The 20,946-nt window shown below is 63.3% G+C and carries 18 protein-coding genes and 1 pseudogene; 12 read left to right on the top strand and 7 right to left on the bottom strand.

Annotation, left to right across the window (positions count from 1 at the left end; translation table 11 throughout):
* Positions 1–42 precede the first annotated feature (42 nt).
* Together FQ755_RS20490 and FQ755_RS20485 are read right to left on the bottom strand one after the other, a co-directional pair.
* Positions 43–396: a hypothetical protein gene (locus FQ755_RS20490; protein ID WP_260858732.1), complete on the bottom strand. Its 354-nt coding sequence runs from the start codon at positions 394–396 to the stop codon at positions 43–45.
* 366 nt (positions 397–762) lie between these two features.
* Positions 763–1,492 (bottom strand): annotated as a pseudogene (locus FQ755_RS20485) (TetR family transcriptional regulator C-terminal domain-containing protein).
* 318 nt (positions 1,493–1,810) lie between these two features.
* Between FQ755_RS20485 and FQ755_RS20480 the strand changes: the two are divergent.
* The 9 genes from FQ755_RS20480 to FQ755_RS20440 all read left to right on the top strand — a co-directional run bounded on the left by FQ755_RS20480 (position 1,811) and on the right by FQ755_RS20440 (position 13,266).
* Positions 1,811–3,091: a Zn-dependent hydrolase gene (locus tag FQ755_RS20480; RefSeq protein ID WP_144156615.1), complete on the top strand. Its 1,281-nt coding sequence runs from the start codon at positions 1,811–1,813 to the stop codon at positions 3,089–3,091.
* Between the two features lie 115 nt (positions 3,092–3,206).
* Positions 3,207–4,553 (top strand): NAD(P)-dependent oxidoreductase, encoded by a 1,347-nt coding sequence (locus FQ755_RS20475; RefSeq protein ID WP_144156614.1) that lies wholly within the window; start codon positions 3,207–3,209, stop codon positions 4,551–4,553.
* A 47-nt stretch (positions 4,554–4,600) separates the two neighbouring features.
* Positions 4,601–5,905 (top strand): NAD-dependent dihydropyrimidine dehydrogenase subunit PreA, encoded by a 1,305-nt coding sequence (gene preA, locus FQ755_RS20470; protein ID WP_144156613.1) that lies wholly within the window; start codon positions 4,601–4,603, stop codon positions 5,903–5,905.
* Positions 5,906–5,964: 59 nt separating this feature from the next.
* A complete protein-coding gene (locus FQ755_RS20465; RefSeq protein WP_144156612.1) occupies positions 5,965–7,476 on the top strand; it encodes an NCS1 family nucleobase:cation symporter-1 in 1,512 nt (503 codons plus the stop codon).
* Positions 7,477–7,532: 56 nt separating this feature from the next.
* Positions 7,533–8,984: a dihydropyrimidinase gene (gene hydA / locus FQ755_RS20460; RefSeq protein WP_144156611.1), complete on the top strand. Its 1,452-nt coding sequence runs from the start codon at positions 7,533–7,535 to the stop codon at positions 8,982–8,984.
* Positions 8,985–9,241: 257 nt separating this feature from the next.
* Positions 9,242–10,636, top strand: a complete 1,395-nt coding sequence (locus FQ755_RS20455) for a dienelactone hydrolase family protein (RefSeq protein WP_186308610.1) — start codon at positions 9,242–9,244, stop codon at positions 10,634–10,636.
* A gap of 376 nt (positions 10,637–11,012) precedes the next feature.
* Positions 11,013–11,792, top strand: a complete 780-nt coding sequence (locus FQ755_RS20450; protein WP_144156609.1) for an amino acid ABC transporter substrate-binding protein — start codon at positions 11,013–11,015, stop codon at positions 11,790–11,792.
* A gap of 29 nt (positions 11,793–11,821) precedes the next feature.
* Complete coding sequence (locus FQ755_RS20445) at positions 11,822–12,502, top strand: amino acid ABC transporter permease (protein WP_144156608.1); 681 nt, start codon at positions 11,822–11,824, stop codon at positions 12,500–12,502.
* Entirely contained in the window at positions 12,499–13,266 is a 768-nt protein-coding gene (locus FQ755_RS20440; RefSeq protein ID WP_144156607.1) for an amino acid ABC transporter ATP-binding protein, read from the top strand. The genes FQ755_RS20445 and FQ755_RS20440 overlap by 4 nt, the downstream gene beginning before the upstream one ends.
* Positions 13,267–13,371: 105 nt before the next feature.
* Here the strand turns inward: FQ755_RS20440 and FQ755_RS20435 are convergent, their stop codons facing one another.
* From FQ755_RS20435 to FQ755_RS20420, 4 genes are all read right to left on the bottom strand, one after another.
* Positions 13,372–14,124, bottom strand: a complete 753-nt coding sequence (locus FQ755_RS20435; RefSeq protein ID WP_144156606.1) for an ABC transporter ATP-binding protein — start codon at positions 14,122–14,124, stop codon at positions 13,372–13,374.
* Positions 14,121–15,065: an ABC transporter permease gene (locus tag FQ755_RS20430; protein ID WP_144156605.1), complete on the bottom strand. Its 945-nt coding sequence runs from the start codon at positions 15,063–15,065 to the stop codon at positions 14,121–14,123. Before FQ755_RS20430 ends, FQ755_RS20435 begins: the two co-directional genes overlap by 4 nt.
* 8 nt (positions 15,066–15,073) lie before the next feature.
* Complete coding sequence (locus FQ755_RS20425) at positions 15,074–16,075, bottom strand: aliphatic sulfonate ABC transporter substrate-binding protein (RefSeq protein ID WP_144156604.1); 1,002 nt, start codon at positions 16,073–16,075, stop codon at positions 15,074–15,076.
* Between the two features lie 199 nt (positions 16,076–16,274).
* On the bottom strand, positions 16,275–17,123 hold the full coding sequence (locus tag FQ755_RS20420) for a class I SAM-dependent methyltransferase (RefSeq protein ID WP_144156603.1): 849 nt from the start codon (positions 17,121–17,123) through the stop codon (positions 16,275–16,277).
* 297 nt (positions 17,124–17,420) lie between these two features.
* On the opposite strand from FQ755_RS20420, the gene FQ755_RS20415 reads away from it, so the two are divergent.
* Positions 17,421–18,752 (top strand): LLM class flavin-dependent oxidoreductase, encoded by a 1,332-nt coding sequence (locus tag FQ755_RS20415; RefSeq protein WP_144156602.1) that lies wholly within the window; start codon positions 17,421–17,423, stop codon positions 18,750–18,752.
* A 317-nt stretch (positions 18,753–19,069) separates the two neighbouring features.
* Positions 19,070–19,387 (top strand): hypothetical protein, encoded by a 318-nt coding sequence (locus tag FQ755_RS20410; RefSeq protein ID WP_144156601.1) that lies wholly within the window; start codon positions 19,070–19,072, stop codon positions 19,385–19,387.
* Between the two features lie 101 nt (positions 19,388–19,488).
* Here the strand turns inward: FQ755_RS20410 and FQ755_RS20405 are convergent, their stop codons facing one another.
* Positions 19,489–20,100: a cadmium resistance transporter gene (locus FQ755_RS20405; protein WP_144156600.1), complete on the bottom strand. Its 612-nt coding sequence runs from the start codon at positions 20,098–20,100 to the stop codon at positions 19,489–19,491.
* 190 nt (positions 20,101–20,290) lie between these two features.
* On the opposite strand from FQ755_RS20405, the gene FQ755_RS20400 reads away from it, so the two are divergent.
* A complete protein-coding gene (locus FQ755_RS20400; protein ID WP_144156599.1) occupies positions 20,291–20,872 on the top strand; it encodes a hypothetical protein in 582 nt (193 codons plus the stop codon).
* The last annotated feature ends 74 nt before the right edge of the window (positions 20,873–20,946 follow it).

Below are 20,946 nucleotides of genomic sequence, written 5' to 3'. Positions count from 1 at the left end.
CAAACAGGTACAGAAAAATCCGCCGCGGGGAGTCAGACGACCTCAATCAACGGTGTGAATCACAGGTGTTGCAAGACTGTCGGGTGCCGCTGCGCCGGCCTGCGCGGCGGGAGGCGGCGGTGACTGGACGGTGTTGGGCGGCAAGGCGGCCTGCGCGGTTTGCGCAGCTTGCGTCCCCGCCTGAGTCGATGCGTTTTGCGGCACGGCCCACGGCGCGGGCGGCGCGGCGTTGATCTGTTCGGCGGTGGTGGTGGGCGCGGCGGCCGGTTTGTCGGCGTCGTTGCCGCAGCCGCTTAGGGACAAGCACAAGGACAGGCACAGGGACAACACGCTCAAGGACGCGGCGAACCCGCTCGCGTGCAACGCGCGCAGCCATGCGCGAGGCTTCTTCGTCAAACGTTTGCTTACCGGCTCGCTGAACAAAACGCTACACGCAGACCTGGCGAACATAAGAGGCCTTTGGACGGTGGGAAGGAAGCAGGCGAAGGTGTGGGGCCCCTCGCTCATCACCGCCAAAGCATAACTACTTACCTGTGTAAGATTTGTGAACGCTGGGTAAGAAGTTGTATTTGTGCATGTTTGCGCAGTTTGTGAAACGCAGGCTCATGGCGTGCGCCGCGAGCGTCGCACGCGGCGGTAATGTTTCCCGCTGGCCGGACCACCGTGGCGGTAAAACGCGAGGAGATTTTTTCCGATCGATTGCGCATAGCCATACGCATCTTCGCAAGAGCGATGGCGTCGTGGCGATTTCGATGCGGTTATTCAGCCGCGCCCAGGTGACACTGCACCGCACGCGCGAATCACCAGTTGCACGACTTCTTCAGTGGATGCGTCGAAGGATTTTTGTGTGAGCGCACGCTTGCCGCCTAGCGCGAGAATCTGCGCGTCGAAATCCGCATAGTGCTGCGTCGTGGCCCAGATCATGTACATCAACGTTTGCGCATTGACGGGCGCGAGCAGCCCGCGCGCAATCCAGTCTTCGACGACGGTGACGCGGCTTTCGAGCCAGGGCTTCACGCGTTGCGTGAGGATGTCCTGCATATGCTCGGCGCCATGGATGATCTCGTTGGCCCACACTTTCGAGCCGAGCGGGCGGCGTCGTGACAACTCCATTTTCGCGCGGACGTAGCCGCTGATCGCCGCGACCGGATCGTCGCTGCCCTCGAAGGTATCCGCCGCGCGATGCCAGTCTTCGAACAGGTCTTCGAGCACGCGGCGATACAGCGCGAGCTTGGTCGGGAAGTAGTAATGCAGGTTGGCTTTCGGCAAGCCGGCGCGCTCGGCGATCATCGCGGTGCTGGCGCCTTCGAGTCCGCGCTCGGCGAACACAGCTTCCGCGCAGGCCAGCAGATGGGCTTCGTTCGATTCGCGGATATGCGCCTTGCGCCGCCGCAAAGGTGCCGACGCCGGGTCGTTTTCGGCGATGTCGGCGGTTGCTTCGTCATGTCTCATTGTTGGCCTCGCGCGGCGTGTGTGCCGCGTCGCGCTTCATTCTAGTCGTTTGCGCCCGCCAGGACACGGACAATCGCAGCACGTGAAAACGCCGTGCTGCGTTGCAATGGCACGTTTCTCGCTCTGTCTCGCAGCGTGCGAAAGGCATTGATTTGACGGGGTGAATCGACTACAACCTGTCCAATCGGACAGGATTGGATGAGCGGCGAATCCCTTAGGGTTAGCCCTCTGTCGAGGACGTAGGGAACGACCGGGGGTATGCACCGCGGCCGTGCGAAAACGCCCCACAATCCGCCGCGCATGCACCAGATCCATCGGGCGCGCAAGGCGTCTGGATTCATCGAAAGGAGCGAGACGTATGAACGCGGTATCCGAGGCCTTAAAGCGTGGTGAGACCGATACGTCGATCCGGATCGACGGCAAGCGTCTGTGGGACAGCCTGATGACGATGGCGAAAATCGGCGCCACTCCTAAAGGCGGCGTGTGCCGCCTCGCGCTGACCGATCTCGACAAGGAAGGGCGCGACCTGATCGTAAGCTGGGCCAAGCAGGCAGGCTGCGCGGTCACGGTGGATCAGATGGGCAACGTCTTCATGCGCCGTGCCGGGCGCAATCCGGATGCGCTGCCGGTGGTGACGGGCTCGCACGCGGATTCGCAGCCGACCGGCGGCCGCTTCGACGGCATCTACGGCGTGCTGGGCGGTCTCGAAGTCATTCGGAGTCTGAACGATCACGGCATCGAGACCGAGCATCCGGTCGAAGTGGTGATCTGGACTAACGAGGAAGGTTCGCGTTTCGCCCCGGCGATGGTGGCCTCGGGTGTGTTCGCCGGCGTGTTCACGCTCGAATACGGCTTGTCGCGCAAGGACGTGGACGGCAAGACCATCGGCGAGGAACTCAGGCGTATCGGCTACGCGGGCGATCTGCCGTGCGGCGGCCGGCCCTTGCATGCCGCGTTCGAATTGCATATCGAACAGGGGCCGATTCTCGAAGCGGAGCACAAAACCATTGGCGTGGTGACCGACGCGCAAGGGCAGCGCTGGTACGAAATCACCTTGACCGGCCAGGAAGCGCACGCAGGCCCCACGCCCATGCCGCGCCGCCGCGATGCGCTGCTCGGCGCGGCACGGGTGGTGGACCTGGTCAATCGCATTGGCCTCGACCACGCGCCGTTTGGCTGCGCGACGGTCGGCATGATGCAGGTGTACCCGAACTCGCGCAACGTGATTCCGGGGCGCGTGTTCTTCACGGTGGACTTTCGTCATCCTGACGATGCAGTGCTGGCGAAAATGGATGCGGCGCTGCGCGAAGGCGTCGAGCGAATTGCCGGTGACATCGGTCTGCAAACCGGGCTCGAACAGATTTTCTATTACGCGCCGGTCGCTTTCGACGCGGCCTGTGTGAAGTCGGTGCGCGCCGCGGCGGAGCGCTTTGGCTATCCGCACCGCGACATGGTGTCGGGCGCGGGACACGATGCCTGTTATCTGTCGCAAGTCGCGCCGACCTCGATGGTGTTCGTGCCGTGCGTCGATGGGATCAGTCACAACGAGATCGAAGACGCCACGCTCGAATGGATCGAGGCGGGCGCCAACGTGCTGCTGCACGCCATGCTGGAGCGTGCCTGCGAACCGGCTTCATAAACGCGGCTTCATAAACGAAACAGCCTGACCGTATTGCCAAAAACAGGCCGTCCCGGCTGCGCGCGAGTGCAGCCGGCGGGTGCGGCTACGTCCTCACATTGAAGAAGGAACGTGTATGGCTATCAAGCCTACTGGCGACGTCGCCGCACGGCGCCTGTCCCCCGAGCAGCTTGCCTGCGAATTCGCCGACATTGCGCCCTTGCTCGATCCAGCCGCCGCAGCGGTTGCCGCGAGCCGTTGTTACTACTGCTACGACGCGCCGTGCATTCAGGCGTGCCCCACGCAGATCGATATTCCCAGCTTCATTCGCAAGATCGGCAACGGCAATCTGAAGGGCGCTGCGGTGGATATTCTTTCCGCCAATCCGCTGGGCGGCATGTGCGCGCGAGTTTGCCCGACCGAGATTCTTTGCGAAGGTGCTTGCGTGCGCAATCACCAGGACGAAAAGCCGGTGGCGATCGGCGCGTTGCAGCGTCATGCGACTGACTGGGCGATGGCGCGTGGCGAGGTGTTGTTCAGGCGTGCCGCGGATACCGGCCGTCACGTTGCCGTGGTCGGCGCGGGGCCGGCGGGGCTCGCCTGTGCGCATCGGCTGGCGCTTGCCGGCCACCGGGTGACGATCTACGACGCCCGCGAGAAGGCGGGCGGTCTCAACGAATACGGCATCGCGGCGTATAAGACCGTCGATGATTTTGCGCAGCGTGAAGTGGCGTGGCTGTGTTCGGTGGGTGGCATTGACATCAGCAATGGCGTAATGCTTGGGCGCGATGTCTCGCTCGACGCGCTGCGCCAGCAGCATGACGCGGTGTTTCTGGCGCTCGGCTTGACCGGCGTGCGGGACCTGGCGCTCGAAGGCGAAGCACTCGGTGGCGTGCTGAATGCGGTGGATTTCATCGAACAGGTTCGGCAGGCGAGCGACCTCGCAACGGTGGCGGTGGGACGGCGGGTCGTCGTGATCGGCGGCGGCAATACGGCGGTGGATGCCGCCGTGCAAAGCCGCAAGCTGGGCGCAACGACCGTGACGATGGTCTACCGGCGCGGCGTGGAGACCATGAGCGCGACGTGGGCCGAACGCGAGTTCGCGCAGAGCCAGGGCGTGACCCTGGTCACGCATGCGAAGCCGGTGCGCCTTGCCGGTAGCGACGGGCATGTGACGGGTGTCGAATTCGAACGCGTCTCCGACGAGGGCGCGGAGCGTTTCGTTATTGACGCGGACATGGTGCTGAAGGCAATTGGCCAGACGTTGGTCGCCGTGGGCGTGGAGCATGCGCTGCTGACGCTCGACGGCGGCCGGATTGCGGTCGACACAAACGGGCAGACGTCATTGCCGGATGTCTGGGCCGGTGGCGATTGTGCGGCGACGGGCGGCATCGACCTGACGGTGCAGGCGGTGCAGGACGGCAAACTGGCCGCCGCCGCCATCGACGCTCATTTCGCGCGCGCCGCCATCAAGGCCGCCTAGCCGGCAGCGCGACACCACGATAAAACCGAGTTCCCACGGAGCCGAACATGGCCGATCTGCGCTGTACGATTGCCGGCATCACTTCGCCGAATCCTTTCTGGCTCGCTTCTGCGCCGCCGACCGACAAAGCCTATAACGTCAATCGCGCCTTCGAGGCTGGATGGGGCGGCGTGGTATGGAAAACCCTCGGGCTCGACCCGCACGTGGTCAACGTCAGTTCGCGCTACGGCGCGGTGCAATGGAACGGCCAACGCATAGCAGGCCTGAATAATATCGAGCTGATCACCGACCGCCCGCTCGACGTCAACCTGCGCGAGATTGCCCAGGTCAAGCGCGACTGGCCGGATCGCGCGCTGATCGTCTCGCTGATGGTGCCGTGCAACGAACGCGACTGGAAATGGATCCTGCCGCTTGTGGAAGACACCGGCGCCGATGCGGTCGAACTGAATTTCGGCTGCCCGCACGGCATGAGCGAGCGCGGCATGGGCGCGGCGGTGGGACAGGTGCCCGAATATGTGGAGATGGTGACGCGCTGGGTCAAGGAGGGCACGAAGCTGCCGTGCCTCGTGAAGCTCACGCCGAACATCAGCGATATCCGCATGGGTTCGCGCGCCGCGTACAAAGGCGGCGCGGACGGCGTGTCGCTGATCAATACGATCAACTCGATCGTCGGTGTGGATCTGGACGTGATGGCGCCCCTGCCGATCGTCGACGGCAAGGGTACGCATGGCGGTTATTGCGGGCCGGCCGTGAAGCCCATCGCGCTGAACATGGTGGCCGAAATCGCCCGAGACGTCGAAACTCCCGGCTTGCCGATTTCAGGCATCGGCGGCATTTCCTCCTGGCGCGACGCGGCGGAATTCATCGTGCTGGGCGCGGGCAGCGTGCAGGTCTGTACCGCGGCAATGCACTACGGTTTTCGCATCGTCTCCGATCTGGCCGATGGCCTCTCCAACTGGATGGACGAAAAAGGCTACGCCACGCTCGACGCCATCCGCGGCCGTGCCGTACCCAACGTCACCGACTGGAAGTACCTCAATCTCAAGTACGACATCAAGGCGCGCATCGATCAGGACAAGTGCATTCAGTGCGGCCTGTGCCATATCGCCTGCGAAGACACCGCGCATCAGGCCATCATGCGCGAAAAAGATGGCGTGCGGCATTTTGAAGTGGTTGACTCCGAATGCGTCGGCTGCAATTTGTGCATGCACGTCTGTCCGGTCGAGCAGTGCATCACGATGGAGCGCGTCGACGCCGGCGAATACGCCAACTGGACGACGCATCCGAACAACCCGTCGCGCGTGGAGGTAAGCGAGCAAGCCGAAACGCCGGTGACTGCAACAGCGGCCTGACGCATTCTTAGAAGACGCGCGGGTCAGAACGACTGAGTCGACAAATCGGAGATCATTCAATGAAACAGACAGTGCAAGGCGGCGATCCGCAACTGGCGGCCGGCGCGCAGGGGAGCAGTCTCTATAACGACGACCTGGCTCCGACTGACGCCGCGCAGCGCACGTGGAAGTGGTATCACTTCGCGGCGCTGTGGGTGGGCATGGTCATGAATATCGCTTCATACATGCTGGCAGCGGGGCTGACGGAGCAGGGCATGTCGCCGTGGCAGGCGGTGGTGACCGTGCTGCTGGGCAACCTGATCGTGCTGGTGCCGATGCTGCTGATCGGCCATGCGGGCGCGAGGCACGGTATTCCGTATGCGGTGCTGGTGCGTTCGTCGTTCGGCACGCAGGGCGCAAAACTGCCGGCCATGTTGCGGGCCATCGTGGCGTGCGGCTGGTATGGCATCCAGACCTGGCTTGGCGGCAGCGCGATCTACACCTTGCTCAACATCCTCACCGGCAACGCGCTGCACGGCGACGCCTTGCCGTTCCTCGATATCTCGCTCGGGCAACTGGCGTGCTTTCTCGTGTTCTGGGCCTTGCAGATCTATTTCATCCTGCACGGCACCGATTCGATTCGTTGGCTGGAAAGCTGGTCCGCGCCGGTCAAGGTGGTGATGTGCCTTGCGCTCGTCTGGTGGGCGACGTCGAAGGCGGGTGGAATCGGTTCGATGCTGGCGGCGCCGTCGCAGTTCGTGACCGGCGGCAAGAAGGAAGGACTGTTCTGGCTGACCTTCTGGCCGAGCCTGACCGCCATGGTCGGTTTCTGGGCCACGCTTGCGCTGAACATTCCCGACTTCACGCGCTTTGCCCGTTCGCAGCGCGATCAGATCGTCGGTCAGTCGATTGGCTTGCCGGCGCCTATGGCACTGCTTTCGGTGATCTCCGTGGTGGTGACGTCGGCGACCGTGGTGATCTACGGCAAAGCAATTTGGGATCCTATCGATCTGACCAGCCGTATGACCGGCATCGGCGTAGGCGTCGCACTGGTGATCCTCACGCTCGACACGATGTGCTGCAACCTCGCGGCGAATCTTGTCGGCCCGGCTTACGATTTTTCGAGCCTGTGGCCGAAGGGGATTTCGTATCGCGCGGGCGGCATGATTACCGCGACCATCGCCATTGTCATGATGCCGTGGAAGATTCTGGCCACCACGCAGGGCTATATCTTCACGTGGCTGGTAGGTTATTCGGCGCTGCTGGGTCCTGTTGCCGGCATCCTGATGGTCGACTACTTTCTGATTCGCGGCACGCGGCTCGATACGCGCGAACTGTTCGATGAAAACGGCGAGTACAGTTACACGGGCGGCTGGAATATCGGCGCGGTGGTGGCGCTGCTGGTGGGCGTGCTGCCGAATCTGCCGGGCTTTCTGCATACCGCGTTCCCTGCTGCGTTTCCGAATGTGCCGGCATTCTTCAATACGCTCTACACGTATGCATGGTTCGTGGGCCTGGCGCTTGCATCCATTGTGTATAGCGCGTGGATGAAGCTGAGCAAGGGCCCGAGTGCGCGAGTGGCGAGTGCCTGAGAGGCGCCGCGCAGCAGTGACAACGAACACGTGGCAGTCAACGAGGAGGCAACCAGATGACGACCCTGATTCGCGGCGGCACGGTAATCGACGCGGACCGTAACTGGCGGGCAGACGTGTTGTGTGCGGACCCGCAGGACGGCGGCACGATCCTGCAGATCGGCCCGGACCTCGAGGCGCCCGCAGGCGCTTCGATCGTCGACGCCCACGGGCAGTATGTGATGCCAGGCGGCATCGATCCGCATACGCACATGGAACTGCCCTTCATGGGCACCACGGCCAGCGACGACTTCTATACGGGCACCGCCGCAGGTCTCTCGGGCGGCACCACGAGCATTATCGATTTCGTAATTCCGAGCCCGCGTCAAGCGCTGATGGAAGCATTTCAGGCGTGGCGCGGCTGGGCGGAGAAAGCCTCGTCCGACTACGGCTTTCACGTGGCGGTGACATGGTGGGACGAATCGGTGCATCGCGACATGGGCACGCTCGTGCATGAGCACGGCGTGTCGAGCTTCAAGCACTTCATGGCCTACAAAAACGCCATCATGGCCGACGACGAAGTGCTGGTGAACAGCTTTGCGCGTTCGCTCGAACTGGGCGCATTGCCCACGGTGCATGCGGAAAACGGCGAACTGGTGTTTCAGTTGCAACGTCAGTTACTGGCGCGCGGCATCACCGGGCCGGAGGCGCATCCGTTGTCGCGTCCACCTGAGGTGGAAGGCGAGGCCGCGAATCGCGCGATCCGCATTGCGCAGGTGCTGGGCGTGCCGGTTTATATCGTGCACGTGTCGTCGAAAGATGCCGCTGATGCAATCGCGCGGGCGCGCAGCGAAGGTCTGCGAGTATTCGGTGAAGTGTTGCCGGGCCATCTGGTGATCGACGAAGCCGTCTATCGCGACCCCGACTGGACGCGCGCGGCGGCGCATGTGATGAGCCCGCCGTTTCGTTCCGCCGAGCATCGCGAGGCGCTATGGAGCGGGCTGCAAGCGGGGCAACTGCATACCACCGCGACCGACCACTGCGTGTTCTGCGCATCGCAGAAGGCCATGGGCCGCGAGGACTTCACGAAGATTCCAAACGGCTGCGGCGGCGTCGAAGACCGCATGTCGGTGCTCTGGCATCACGGCGTGAATTCGGGGCGTCTCACGCCTAATGAGTTCGTGCGCATTACGTCGACCAACGCCGCGCAGATTTTCAACCTGTATCCACGCAAAGGCGCGATACAGGTGGGTGCGGATGCGGACATCGTCGTGTGGGACCCGGCTGCAACCAAAACCATCTCGGTCAAGACCCATCACCAGAAAGTGGACTTCAATGTGTTCGAAGGCATGACGGTGCAGGGCGTGGCCACTCATACGCTGACACGGGGCGCGCTCGCCTGGACGGACGGCGATCTGCGCGCGGTGCGCGGTGCGGGGCAATATCTGAAGCGGCCACCGAACTCCGCTTACTTCGATGCGATTCGGGTGGCCAACAAGCTCAAGGAACCGCACGCGGTGGAACGGTAAGGAACGGGGAACTCGGCCAGCCAGTTCATCTGGACGGGCCGGGTCGTTTCACCAGAAGAGGCTCTTCCCGGCAACGCCGGCATATCGACATCCACGCAGCGTGCTTACAGAAATATAACCATGCACCGCTAGCGCTCGCGCAGATCTTCAGTTTCTCGCGCGCCTGCCGTTAAACGAAGGCAAGCCGGTCGTGCCTTCTTTTCATGCCTTTGCATTCCATTTCGTGCCACCCACCCAGCCCGCCTATGCCGAGATCGATGCTGCGAATCGTCGTGCTTCTTCTCGGCTTGACGCTAAGCCTGCTGACGCGCACGAGCCGCGCCGATTCGGCGATTCCGCCCGAGGCCGCGCCACCCGCGCCGCTCAACGAACGGGTGCTCGACGTGCCGGTCTCCGCCGTGCCGCCGGTGCGCCTCAAGGTGACGCTGTTCATGCCGTCGCGTGGCGGCCCGTTTCCGCTCGTGCTCGTCAATCACGGCGCGTCGCCGATTCCTGCGGACGCGCCGCGCGTCGGCGATAACTTCATTCCCTACTATTTCCTTTCGCGCGGTTATGCGGTCGCCATGCCGATGATGCGCGGCTACGCCGGCTCGGACGGACAACTGATGCCGCACGGTTGCGACATCGTCGCGCTGGGTCTCGATGCGTCCCACGATATTCGCAAGGTGCTCGACTACGTCAAGCAACAGCCGGGTATCGACGCGTCGCACATCGTGATGGCAGGCAAGAGCATGGGTGGCTGGAACACGCTGGTGTTCGGCTCGCTGGCCCCGGACGACGTCAAGGGCCTGATAAGTTTTGCGGGCGGCGTAAAAGAATCGGATTGTCGCAACCCGGACGCCAGTTTGATTAGCGGTGCTCAGCAGCTTGGCGCACGCACGAAATTGCACTCCATCTGGTTCTTCGGCGAAAACGACCAGATTTTCACTACCTCCACGTGGCGGGCCATGTTCAGGCAATACACCGCCGCGGGCGCCCATGCGGAGCTGGTCGACTATGGCGCATTCCAGAAGGATGCTCACGCGATGACGGCCTCGGCTGCCGGTCTGCCACTATGGGTGCAGCGCGCCGACACGTTTCTTGCCAGCATCGGCATGCCGAGCCAGGAGGTGGATCCGGAGTATCTGCCGCAGCAGGCGCGCGCAACCAGCGCCTATGCGGACATCAACGACTTCTCGGCCTTGCCGTATCTGAACGCGCAACAGCGCGATACGGTCTATCGCGACTTTCTCGCCGCGCCGTTGCCGCGCGCCATCGCGATTGGCGCAACCACGGCTGTGTGGAGTACCGGCGGCTTCGACCCAGGGCAGGTCGCGTTAGATCAGTGCTGGAAACAGACCCAGTATTGCCAGCTTTACGCCGTCGACAATACGGTGGTGTGGCCCAAGCTCGACGGGCAACCGCCGGCGAGCAGGTTCGCCGCGCTCTCCGATGTCGCGGCGGTGCCGTATCTGAATGCGCAAGGCCGTCAGGCCTACTCACTATTTCTCGGTAAGCGCAATCCGCGCGCGTTTGCAATTGCTCCGGATGGTGCGTGGGGCGCAGGGCAGGGCGTCGATCCGATCAACGACGCACTGGTGGCGTGCGGCAATGGCCACACCGATTGCCGTCTGTACGCGGTAAATCGCGACGTGGTGTGGGTGCGCAAATAGCGCCATTGCGGGCAGGCGCTCGCGTTTCTGCCGGAACCGCCGGCCGAGTTGCGGCAGGACGTCGTGAACGTGATCCAGCGGCAAACCGCGATCCACCAGCGGCCTCTCGGCTCGAATCGCCGGATGCCAACGGAAAACTCTTCCAGGGGCTTGGCCGTTGCAGGCGGTGTCGTAATCGCGAGGCGTGTCATGGTCTATCGGCATCGCCCCAGTGCGGCAAACCCGCGTGGTTCGGGCTTATCACCTGCGGGCATATTCTTCCGAAACTTCGTGCTTTGTGGAATGGGAGACCGTTTGCTACAGTCCGCCCACTCTGCCGGGGCGGCTCGCCGGGCAGGCATCGAATCTCCATACCAATACCTGCGGAGCACTTCTCATGAAATCGATTCGTTCCATTCTGCTGATTGCACTGCTGCAGGCCGCGGCTGTGACCTCCGCCTTCGCCGCCGACGAACTCGCGCAGATCAAGTCGTCCGGCGTCTTCAAGGTCGGCACGGAAGGCACTTATGCACCGTTCACTTACCATGACGAGTCCGGCAAGCTGACCGGTTTCGACGTGGAAATTGCCACTGAGATTGCAAAGCGTCTGGGCGTCAAGCCGGAATTCGTGGAAGGCAAATGGGACGGGCTGATTGCAGGGCTCGACGTGAACCGCTATGACGCGGTCATCAACGAAGTGGCCATCACGGATGCCCGCAAGGTCAAATACGATTTTTCGAGTCCGTACATTGCCTCGCACGCGGCGCTGATCGTGCGCGCGGACAACACCACCATCAAGACCTTCGACGACCTGAAAGGCAAGAAATCGGCCAATACGCTGACCAGCAACTTCGGCAAGATCGCCAAGGACCATGGCGCGGATGTCGTACCCGTACAGGGCTTTAACGAATCCATCGATCTGCTGACTTCGGGCCGTGTCGACGCGACCGTCAACGATTCGCTCTCGTTCCTCGACTTCAAGAAGCATAAGCCGGACGCCCAGGTGAAGATCGTCGCCATCGACAATTCCGGCGACAGCGATAAGTCCGCCGTGCTGCTGCGCAAGGGCGACCCGGCACTGGTCGCCGCCATCGACAAGGCGCTCGCCGACATCAAGGCCGACGGCACCTACGAAAAGATCTCGCAGAAGTATTTCGGCAAGGACGTCTCGCAGTAAGCGCCGCACGCCACCGAAGGATCTGAAGCATGCCAGCCTGGTTGCATCTGATGGCGCAGTCGCTGTGGCCCCTGCTGTATGCGGGGCTGGTGTTCACTGTGCCGCTTACGCTCGCTTCTTTTGCGCTGGGTCTTGCGCTGGCGTTCGCCGCCGCGCTGATTCGCCTGTTCGGTCCGCGTTGGGCGGTGGCGGTGGTGCGTTTCTACGTCTGGCTGATTCGCGGCTCGCCGCTGCTGGTGCAGCTATTCGTGATCTTCTACGGACTGCCAAACGTCGGGATCGTGCTCGATCCATTGACAGCGGCCATCATCGGCTTCTCGCTGAACGTGGGCGCGTACAACTCCGAGGTGATTCGCGGTGTGATCGAATCGATCCCGAAAGGCCAGTGGGAAGCGGCCTATTCGATGGGGATGACGCGTGGCGAAGCGCTGCGCCGCGCAATCCTGCCGCAAGCAGCGCGGGTGGCCTTGCCGCCGCTCTCCAACTCGTTTATCTCGCTCGTCAAGGACACCTCGCTCGCCGCGGTGCTCACCGTACCCGAGGTGTTTCAGGCGGCGCAACGGATTGCTTCGGTTACCTATGAACCGCTGATTCTTTATACGGAAGCGGCGCTGGTCTATCTGGTGTTCAGCTCGGTATTGTCCTCGGCACAGGTCCGGCTCGAAAAGCGCTTCGGGCGGCACGCACTTTTCCAGGCAGGTAACGGATGATCAAACTGGAAAGCATCGAGAAGTACTTCGGCGAGCATCGTGTGCTGAACGCGGTGGACCTCACGCTGGCTTCGGGCAACGTCACGGCCTTGATCGGCCCGTCCGGCAGCGGCAAGAGTACGCTGCTGCGCTGTGTGAACCTGCTCGAAATTCCCGAGGGCGGTTCGCTGCAACTCGGCGAACAGCGGCTCGAATTTAGCCGCGAGCGCAAGCCGGCGCGTGACGCGGTGCTGGCCATCCGACGCCGCACCGGCATGGTGTTTCAGAATTTCCAGTTGTTTCCGCATCTGACGGTGATCCAGAACGTAATGGAAGGACTCCTGACCGTACAGAAATGGGACAAGGCGCGGGCTCGCGAGCGCGCGCATGAATTGCTGACGAAGGTCGGCATCGCGCAAAAAGCCGATGCGTGGCCGGCGACGCTTTCGGGCGGACAGCAGCAACGGGTCGCGATTGCGCGGGCGCTGGCGCCGTCGCCTGAGGTACTGTTGTGCGACGAGCCGACCTCGGCGCTGGACCCGGGTTTGGCGGCGGAAGTGGTGGAAGTGCTGAAGCAGCTCGCCAAAGAAGGCATGACGATGCTGATGGCGACGCACGATCTGCGGCTGGCGGCGTCGATTGCGCGCGATGTGGTGTTTCTGAATAACGGCGTGGTGGTGGAAGCGGGCGAGTCGCGGCAGATATTTACGCAGCCTCGGCAGGCGGAGACCGCACAGTTTGTGTCGACGCTGACGCAGACTTTGCCGCAGGCGTGGACCCAATGAGCCTGATGGTTCGCGCGTAGTGCCGACGCGCGCGGGCGACTGCCAGTGATAAGGCATGGACGCGGAGTTAATCGTCCGCAGCCGCCGGTGGCCGATCGCCTCGTTTCACACCGCTTCGAACGCGTCGAGCCTTTCGAGCACTTGCGCCCGCAAATCAGCCAGCACCGGATCGCGCCGGTCCCGCGGCCGTGGGCGCGCCACGCGATATTCGCGGTCGATGCGTCCCGGCGCCGCCGCCATCAGCAGGACGCGATCACTCAGATACAACGCTTCGTCGATATCGTGCGTGACGAGCAGGGCAGCCGTGCCATGCGCATGCGTCAGCGAAAGCAGCAGGGCTTGCAGGCGCATGCGCGTCATGGCGTCGACGGCGCTAAATGGCTCGTCGAGCAAAAGCAGATCCGGTTGCGAGAAAAGGCCTCGCGCGATGGCGACACGCTGCGCCATGCCGCCTGAGAGCGCCTTGGGCAGCGCATGCTCGTGGCCCTCAAGCCCCACTTCGGCAAGCAGATGGGCCACGCGCGGATCGCGCCCGCCACCACGGCCCGCTTCGAAGCCGACGTTATCGGCCACGGTGAGCCAGGGCAAAAGACGCGGCTCCTGAAAGATCACGCCGATCTGTGGCGACGGCCCTTGCTGAGGCACGCCGTTCACCCGCACTTCACCCTGATAGCGGCGGTCGAGCCCGGCAATGATCCGCAGCAGCGTGCTCTTGCCGCAACCGCTCGGTCCCACCAGGCTCACGATCTCGCCTGGCGCTATCCGTAACGACAGATGATCGAGCACGGTGCGGGCTTCGTAATGTTTGGCCTCGACGCGCACATCGAGCAGCGTCGATTGAGAGGAGGGCGTGCTCATGGCTGCTCTCCTGCGCGCGTCTGGTCGCTGAATGCGTCGAAGGCGTCGCGCCAACCCAGCACGCTGTTTTCCAGCCAGCGCATCGCGCCGTCGCTTAGTTTGCCGAGCACAGCAAGCAGAATGATGGCGCCGAATACCAGATCGGGGCGGCCGGTTTCGCGGCCGTCGCTCAGCATGTAGCCGAGGCCGCGCGTGGCGGCAATCAGTTCGGCGGCGACCATGAACATCCATGCAAGGCTGAGGCCGGTACGCAGGCCGGTGAAAATCTGCGGCAAGGCGGCAGGCAAGAGGATGCGCGTAAACAGCTCGGCTGGTTTCAGCCGATAGATCGCGCCGAGTTCGACCAGCTTGCGATCGACGCCGCGAATCCCGGCCACCACGCTCAAATGCACCGGAAAAAAGGCGCCTATTGCGATCAGGGTGATTTTCGGCGCCTCGTCAATGCCCATCCATAGCAGCAGTACGGGCACCCACGCGAGCGATGGAATCGAGCGCAGTGCCTGAAAACAAGGTTCGAGCAGGGCGTCGAGGCGACGGCTCAGGCCCATTGCGGCACCGAGTATCAGCGCCAGCGCGGCGCCAATGCCGAAACCGGCCAGCACCCGCAGTGTGCTGGCGGCGATATGACGTCCGAGACGGGCGGCGCCCATTTGCCAGAGCGTTTGCGCGATCGTGCTCGGCGCGGGCAACAGATGATCCGGCACGACATTGGTGCGCACCAGCACTTCGAGTAACGCCAGCAATGCAACGGGCAGCACGAGGCCGGCGAGATGCCAGCGGCGCAGGCCGCCTGGGCGCGGCTTCGATACCGGCGCGGCGGCATTGGCATCAGCATTGACATGGCCGGCGCCATGCGCCTGCGGGGCGTGGGCTACCAGCGACGCGTGATGTGCTGTGCCGTCTGCGTCGAATGATAAAGAGTCCTCATGAACGGAGGCCATCAGTTCACTCACTGAGTTCTTGCGGCCGTCACGACGGGCTGCGCGACCTGGGTGTCGACCAGCGCATCGATCACCTGCGGCAAATCGGTGCCGGGCTTGACCAGTTGCTCCTGAACCAGAATCGGCGCGGCCGCCTTGAGCGCCGCGATCTGCTGCGCGCCGGGCACGGGCTGGCTGAAGTCGTTGCGTTGCAATTGCAGCCTGGCCACCGGCAACGAGACTTTCGACTCTTCGGCGACGATCTGCGCGGCATCGTCCGGATGCGCGACGATCCATACGCGCGCCTTTTCATACACTTTCAGCACGCGCGCCACCGTCTGCGGATATTGCTGGAGAAACGCTTCGCGTGCGTCCAGGAAGCCATAGGTGTTGAAGTCGACGTTGCGGTACAGCAGGCGGTCGCCATCGTCGATCTGCGCGGCGGCCATATGCGGGTCGAGCCCGGCCCATGCGTCTACCTGGCTATTGGCGAGCGCCGTGCGGCCATCGGGATGCTGCAGGTTCACGAGTTCGACGTCGTCGCGCGTGAGGCCCACCGTATGCAATGCCCGCAAGGTGAAAAGGAACGGGTCGGTGCCCTTGGTGGCGGCGATTTTCTTGCCTTTGAGGTCGGCAAGCGATTTGATGGGCGAATCTTTGCGCACCACCAGCGCGGTCCATTCGGGGCGCGAAAAGATGTACACCGTTTTGATCGGATTGCCGTTCGCCTTGCCGAGTACGGCGGCAAGGCCGGCGGTCGAGCCCATGTCGATAGCGCCGCTATTCAGGTACTCCAGCGCGCGATTGCTGCCGAGACTCAAGACCCATTTGATCTGCGTATGGTCCGGCCTGAACTCGTCTTCCAGCCAGCCAAAGCGCTTGATGACGAGGCTTTCCGGCGAGTAATACGCATAGTCGAGGCGAATCTCCGGCGGTGTCGCGGCATGCGCGGACACCATCGCCGCCATCGTTGCGAGGCCCGCCGCCAGCACGGCGAGCCGGCCCAGCGCACGATTGAAGAACCGCTTCATGGTTGGTCTCCCAGGATCCAGAGGTGGGTTGGAGTAGACCGGTTAATGTAAAGAAAGACGCCTCCCGCGCGAACTAACGAAAGATCACAAGGAAACCCGCGCCAGCGATATTGCATGCGAGCCGGGGCGGGGGCGGCGTTTGTCGGCGTTATTGCGTCATTCAGGACGTCATATTGACGGCCTAGATCAGCAACGGGACTCAGTTGGGTTTCACGAACCTCAAGGTCATGCGATCCGATTCGCCGATGGCGGCAAAGCGCGCCTTGTCGACGCTGCCGCCTTCGTAGGTGGGCGGCAGCGACCACACGCCATGCGGGTAGTCCTTGGTGTCGCGCGGATTGCTGTTGATCTCGCTGCTGCCGGCAAGCTGGAAACCCGCGGCGCGCGCATGCTCGATCACATAGGCTTCGGTCACATAGCCGCTGTCGATCATCTGCTGCAGCGACGTACCGGGCGCCGCGCGATGTTCTTCGACGCCGAGCAGGCCGCCCGGTTTGAGCGCGCGGTAGAACGCGCGCAGGTTGGCGTCGAGCTGGCCGTCCTTGATCCAGTTATGGATATTGCGGAACGTGAAGACGCGATCGACGTTGCCGTCGGCCGCGAAGCCGTTGAACTGCCCCGCCTGCAGCGTGCCGACGACGACCTTGCCGTAAATGGCCGGGCTCGCCGCGAGCTTGCGCGCGAAAGCGGCGTCGCCGGCCTTTTCTTCGGCGGCCGCAGCGGGCGACGGGCTTTCGTATTCGGCCTCATACAGCGAGCCTTGATCGTGCAGGTACGGCGCGAGGATATCCGTGTACCAGCCGCCGCCCGGGGCGATTTCCAGCACCGTTTGCGTCGGCGCGATTTCGAAGAATTGCAGTGTGCCTTGCGGATGGCGGTAGATGTCGCGCGCCTTTGCGGCGTCGCTGCGCTGCGGGCCGGCGACCGCGGCGGCGAGCGAGTCCGGGCCGGATGGCGGCGTGGCGCAGGCCGCGAGAAGCAGGGCGGCGGTAAGTCCGGCAAGTGTGAAACGCAGCGTGCGAAGCATCGGAGGTGAGTGGTGAGTCATGGCGCCTGATGTGGGTTCGAGTGAGCCGGGATGATTATGGGCAACGTTGTGAGCAAAACGTATGGGCAAAACGGCAACAGGCCTAACGATAAGCGTTTGCGGCGCGCTTTGCACGCGGGCTTTACACGCTAGTCAGTGCATGCAGTCTGCAGGCGCGGCGGATTCAGCGTATGTTATTTCGCGAGTTCCCTGCGTACATGCCACGCACGGCGTCGCACACCGGGTCATGCAAGCCCCACAATCCCGCATCGCCCGTAGGGTGATACGCGCTTATCGAATCACGCGGAGATCGCTTTTATGTCAGCTCAACCACGGCAGTTGCGTCTCGGCGCCTTCATGCGGCCGGTGACGATTCACACCGGCGCCTGGCGCTATCCGGGCGCTTACCCGGATGCCAATTTCAACTTCGCGCACATGAAGCGTTTTGCGCAGACGCTCGAACGCGGCCGCTTCGACGCCTTCTTCATGGCCGATCATCTCGCCGTGCTCAACATGCCGATCGCGGCGCTAAAGCGCAGCCATACGGTGACCTCATTCGAACCGATGACCTTGCTGCCGGCCCTTGCGGCCGTGACTGAACGGTTGGGCCTGATCGCGACGGCATCCACGACATTCGATGCGCCGTATCACGTGGCGCGCCGTTTCGCCTCGCTCGATCATATTAGCGGGGGACGTGCCGGCTGGAATCTGGTGACGACGTCGAATCCCGACGCGGCGCTCAACTTCGGTCTCGAAGAACATGTTGAGCACGACGAACGATATCGCCGCGCCCGAGAATTCTTCGATGTCGTCACTGGCCTCTGGGATAGCTGGGCCGATGACGCGCTAATTCGCGACGTCGAATCCGGCATTTTCTTCGATCCGGACAAGCTGCATGTGCTCGATCACAAGGGCCAATATTATTCGGTGCGCGGACCGCTCAACATCGCGCGGCCGGTGCAGGGCTGGCCCGTGATCGTGCAGGCCGGATCGTCGGAAGCGGGACGGCAGATTGCCGCCGAAACCGCCGAGGCCGTGTTCACCGCGCAAACCACGCTCGAGCAGGGCCAGCGTTTTTACGCTGACGTGAAAGGCCGCATGGAGAAACTCGGACGGCCACGCGACCATATGAAGATCCTGCCCGCCGCCTTCGTGGTGGTAGGCGACACACTCGACGAGGCGCTCGAAAAGCGCGCACGTCTGGACACTTTCGTGCATTACGACAGCGGCATTGCCTCGCTTTCCATCGCGCTTGGGCACGATGTCTCGGGCTTCGATCCCGATGGTCCGCTGCCTGAGATCCCCGAAAGCAATGCGAGCCGCACCAGCCGGCAGCGCGTGGTGGAGTGGGCCGAGCGCGACAAGCTGACGATTCGTCAACTGGCGCAGCGCATGGGTGGCTATTCGGGACTGGAGATGGTGGGCACGCCCGGCATGATCGCCGATCAGATGGAGGCGTGGCTTGTCGGCGAAGGGTCAGACGGCTTTAACGTGATGTTCTCGCATCTGCCGGGCGGCCTCGACGATTTTGTCGACAAGGTGATTCCGGAACTGCAGCGCAGAGGCATTTTCCGCCGCGAATATGAAGGCACGACCTTGCGCGAAAACCTGGGTTTGCCGCGGCCGGAGAACCGCTTTTTCCCGCGTTGATGTTGGCTGTGGGTGCTCGGATATCGCCCCTGAAACGAGCATGAAACGCACGTAAATGCGCCGCTTTGGTAACGCAATGGGTCCGTCGGGTTAGGTTATCTGAAACCGTTCGGGCAGATGCTGCGTATAAGTTTGACAAGCGGTGCCTTGATACCCGGCAAGCGCGGTTTGGCTCGGCTATGCTGGTAAGTAAGGCTTGAACGAAGCGGGTTGCAACGAACCTTGAATTCCGTTCGATCAGGCGCGAATCATGCGCGACCTTCTTGAGTGACGCAGTAACTCAGTGGCAGTAACTCAGTGACTTTTCCGGAGGCATCATGAAGCTAACATCGAAACTCTTGCAGGCCGTTCTGTGCGCGGCCGCATTTGGCGTCGCCGCCCACGCGGGCGCCCAGGGTCTCTCGCCGCAGGACGACGTCAACGCGCCGCAAAACGGACGGCAGTTGATGCCGAATGCGCCGCTCGGTAGCGAATATCCGTCGCATGGCAATCAGCAAGCCGGGGAGATGAATCTCAACCCGGTTGACCCGCGCGCGCAGCTTGCCAACGGCTTGCCGAACAATGCCGAGGCGGGCGGTTACGGCGCGCCGTTGGCCGGCGTGCATGGCTCGGTGCAGCAGGCCCCGGCGAACTGAGCGGAAACGCGATTAGCTGGCGCAACTAAATTTGAACACGCTGGTTCGAGCACGCCGGCGTGGGCAAAACGGCGGCGGCTCGCAGACACTCCCCGATCCTCTCAGATCCCGAACAGCACGCGCAGTGTATCGTTCTGCACGATCACCGAGACGCCGATCACGAGCAGAATGAACGGCAGCAAGGCGGTGCCGTAGCGGCGGATCGGCGCGCCCAGCAAGGGATGTCCGACCAGCCAGATGGCGCCGCGGCACCATAGGCCGATCAGCACGACGAACACGCACGAGATCGCCACGCAATCGAGGCGTGTATGTCCCGCATAAAGCGGCACATACACGGCGAGATTGTCCGAGCCGTTGGCGATGGCGACGCCGGCCACGGTCAGCCATGACGATCCCGCCGGCGTGGCCGCAGAGGCGTCCGACGCCGTGTCGCCCGCCGCTCGCGAGCCAAATCCAAAGCGCGTCCACGCCTTGACGAGGCCGACGCCGATCGGCAGCATCCCCAGCACGCCGACATAGCCGGGCGGCAGGCTGCGCAACATCTCGGCGAGACCGATCGCGATTGCGATCAGCACCAGCGAACCCGCGTACTGACCGGCGATGACCCGTCGTTTCGAGCCGCGCGCTTCGGCGACGAACGCCAGCAGGACAAACAGGTTGTCGATATTGGTGGCGGCGAACGCGCCAATGGCAAGGACGACGAGACTGAGCATGCGGACGGTCCGGGTACGGCACGGAATGGCGGACCGGGCAGGCCATCGGCAAGATCCGGCGCGGCCCGGCGTTTCTAGAGAAGCGAGCCGCCATTCTGCCAGCAGCGCGGCGCTTTCGCGCCCCGGCGCGGCGACGCCTGCCGCGCGGCCCTTACGCTACAATGCCGACAGCCTGAAAATCGGAATATCAATGAAGATCCGCACCCTGTCTCTCGCATGCGCTACCCTCGCCGCCGTTCTGCTGGCAGGATGTACGGCCGTCTACAAGAACACCGACGCGTGCGAACAGATGATGCGCAGCAAGCTGGCCGACGTGCCGCCCGAGCAGTTGATCGACGCAACCGCCGGCAAGCTCTCCATCGACCACCGCGGCACGGGCATCGACGGCACGCGGGTCGTGGTCGAGGCTTCACTCTCGCGGATGCAGACCGCCGCGGAAGCGGCGGCTTCGGCGCCGAAGGTGGCGGGAGCGCCTGCGGCTGCCAAGGTGACGGCGGCATCGGGAGCCAGGGCAGGATCTGCGACGCAGCTTGCATCCGCACCGGGCGCGGCATCCGCCGCGACCACAGCTTCCGCACCCGCCACGGCGCTGGCTGCCGCATCGGGCGCCTCCGCGACGCTGGCTAGCGGCAAACCCATCAAACCCAAGAAACTGGTGAAGGCCGTGGCCGCAGAGTGCACGTTCACTGGCCTGGATCTGGCATCGTTCCGCTGGCTCGCGCCCAAGGAACTCGTGCAGACCGACAGCGCCGCCAGCGGAACCGCAGAATAAAGCCGCAGCCTTATAGCGGCACGCGCGGTATCCAGCGGCGGGAGTTCATCACTGATGGTCAGGCGCCCGGCACG

The sequence above is a fragment of the Paraburkholderia sp. BCC1885 genome (assembly GCF_900996235.1).
Taxonomy (GTDB): Bacteria; Pseudomonadota; Gammaproteobacteria; order Burkholderiales; family Burkholderiaceae; genus Paraburkholderia.
This window is presented reverse-complemented; position numbering and strand designations above follow the sequence as displayed.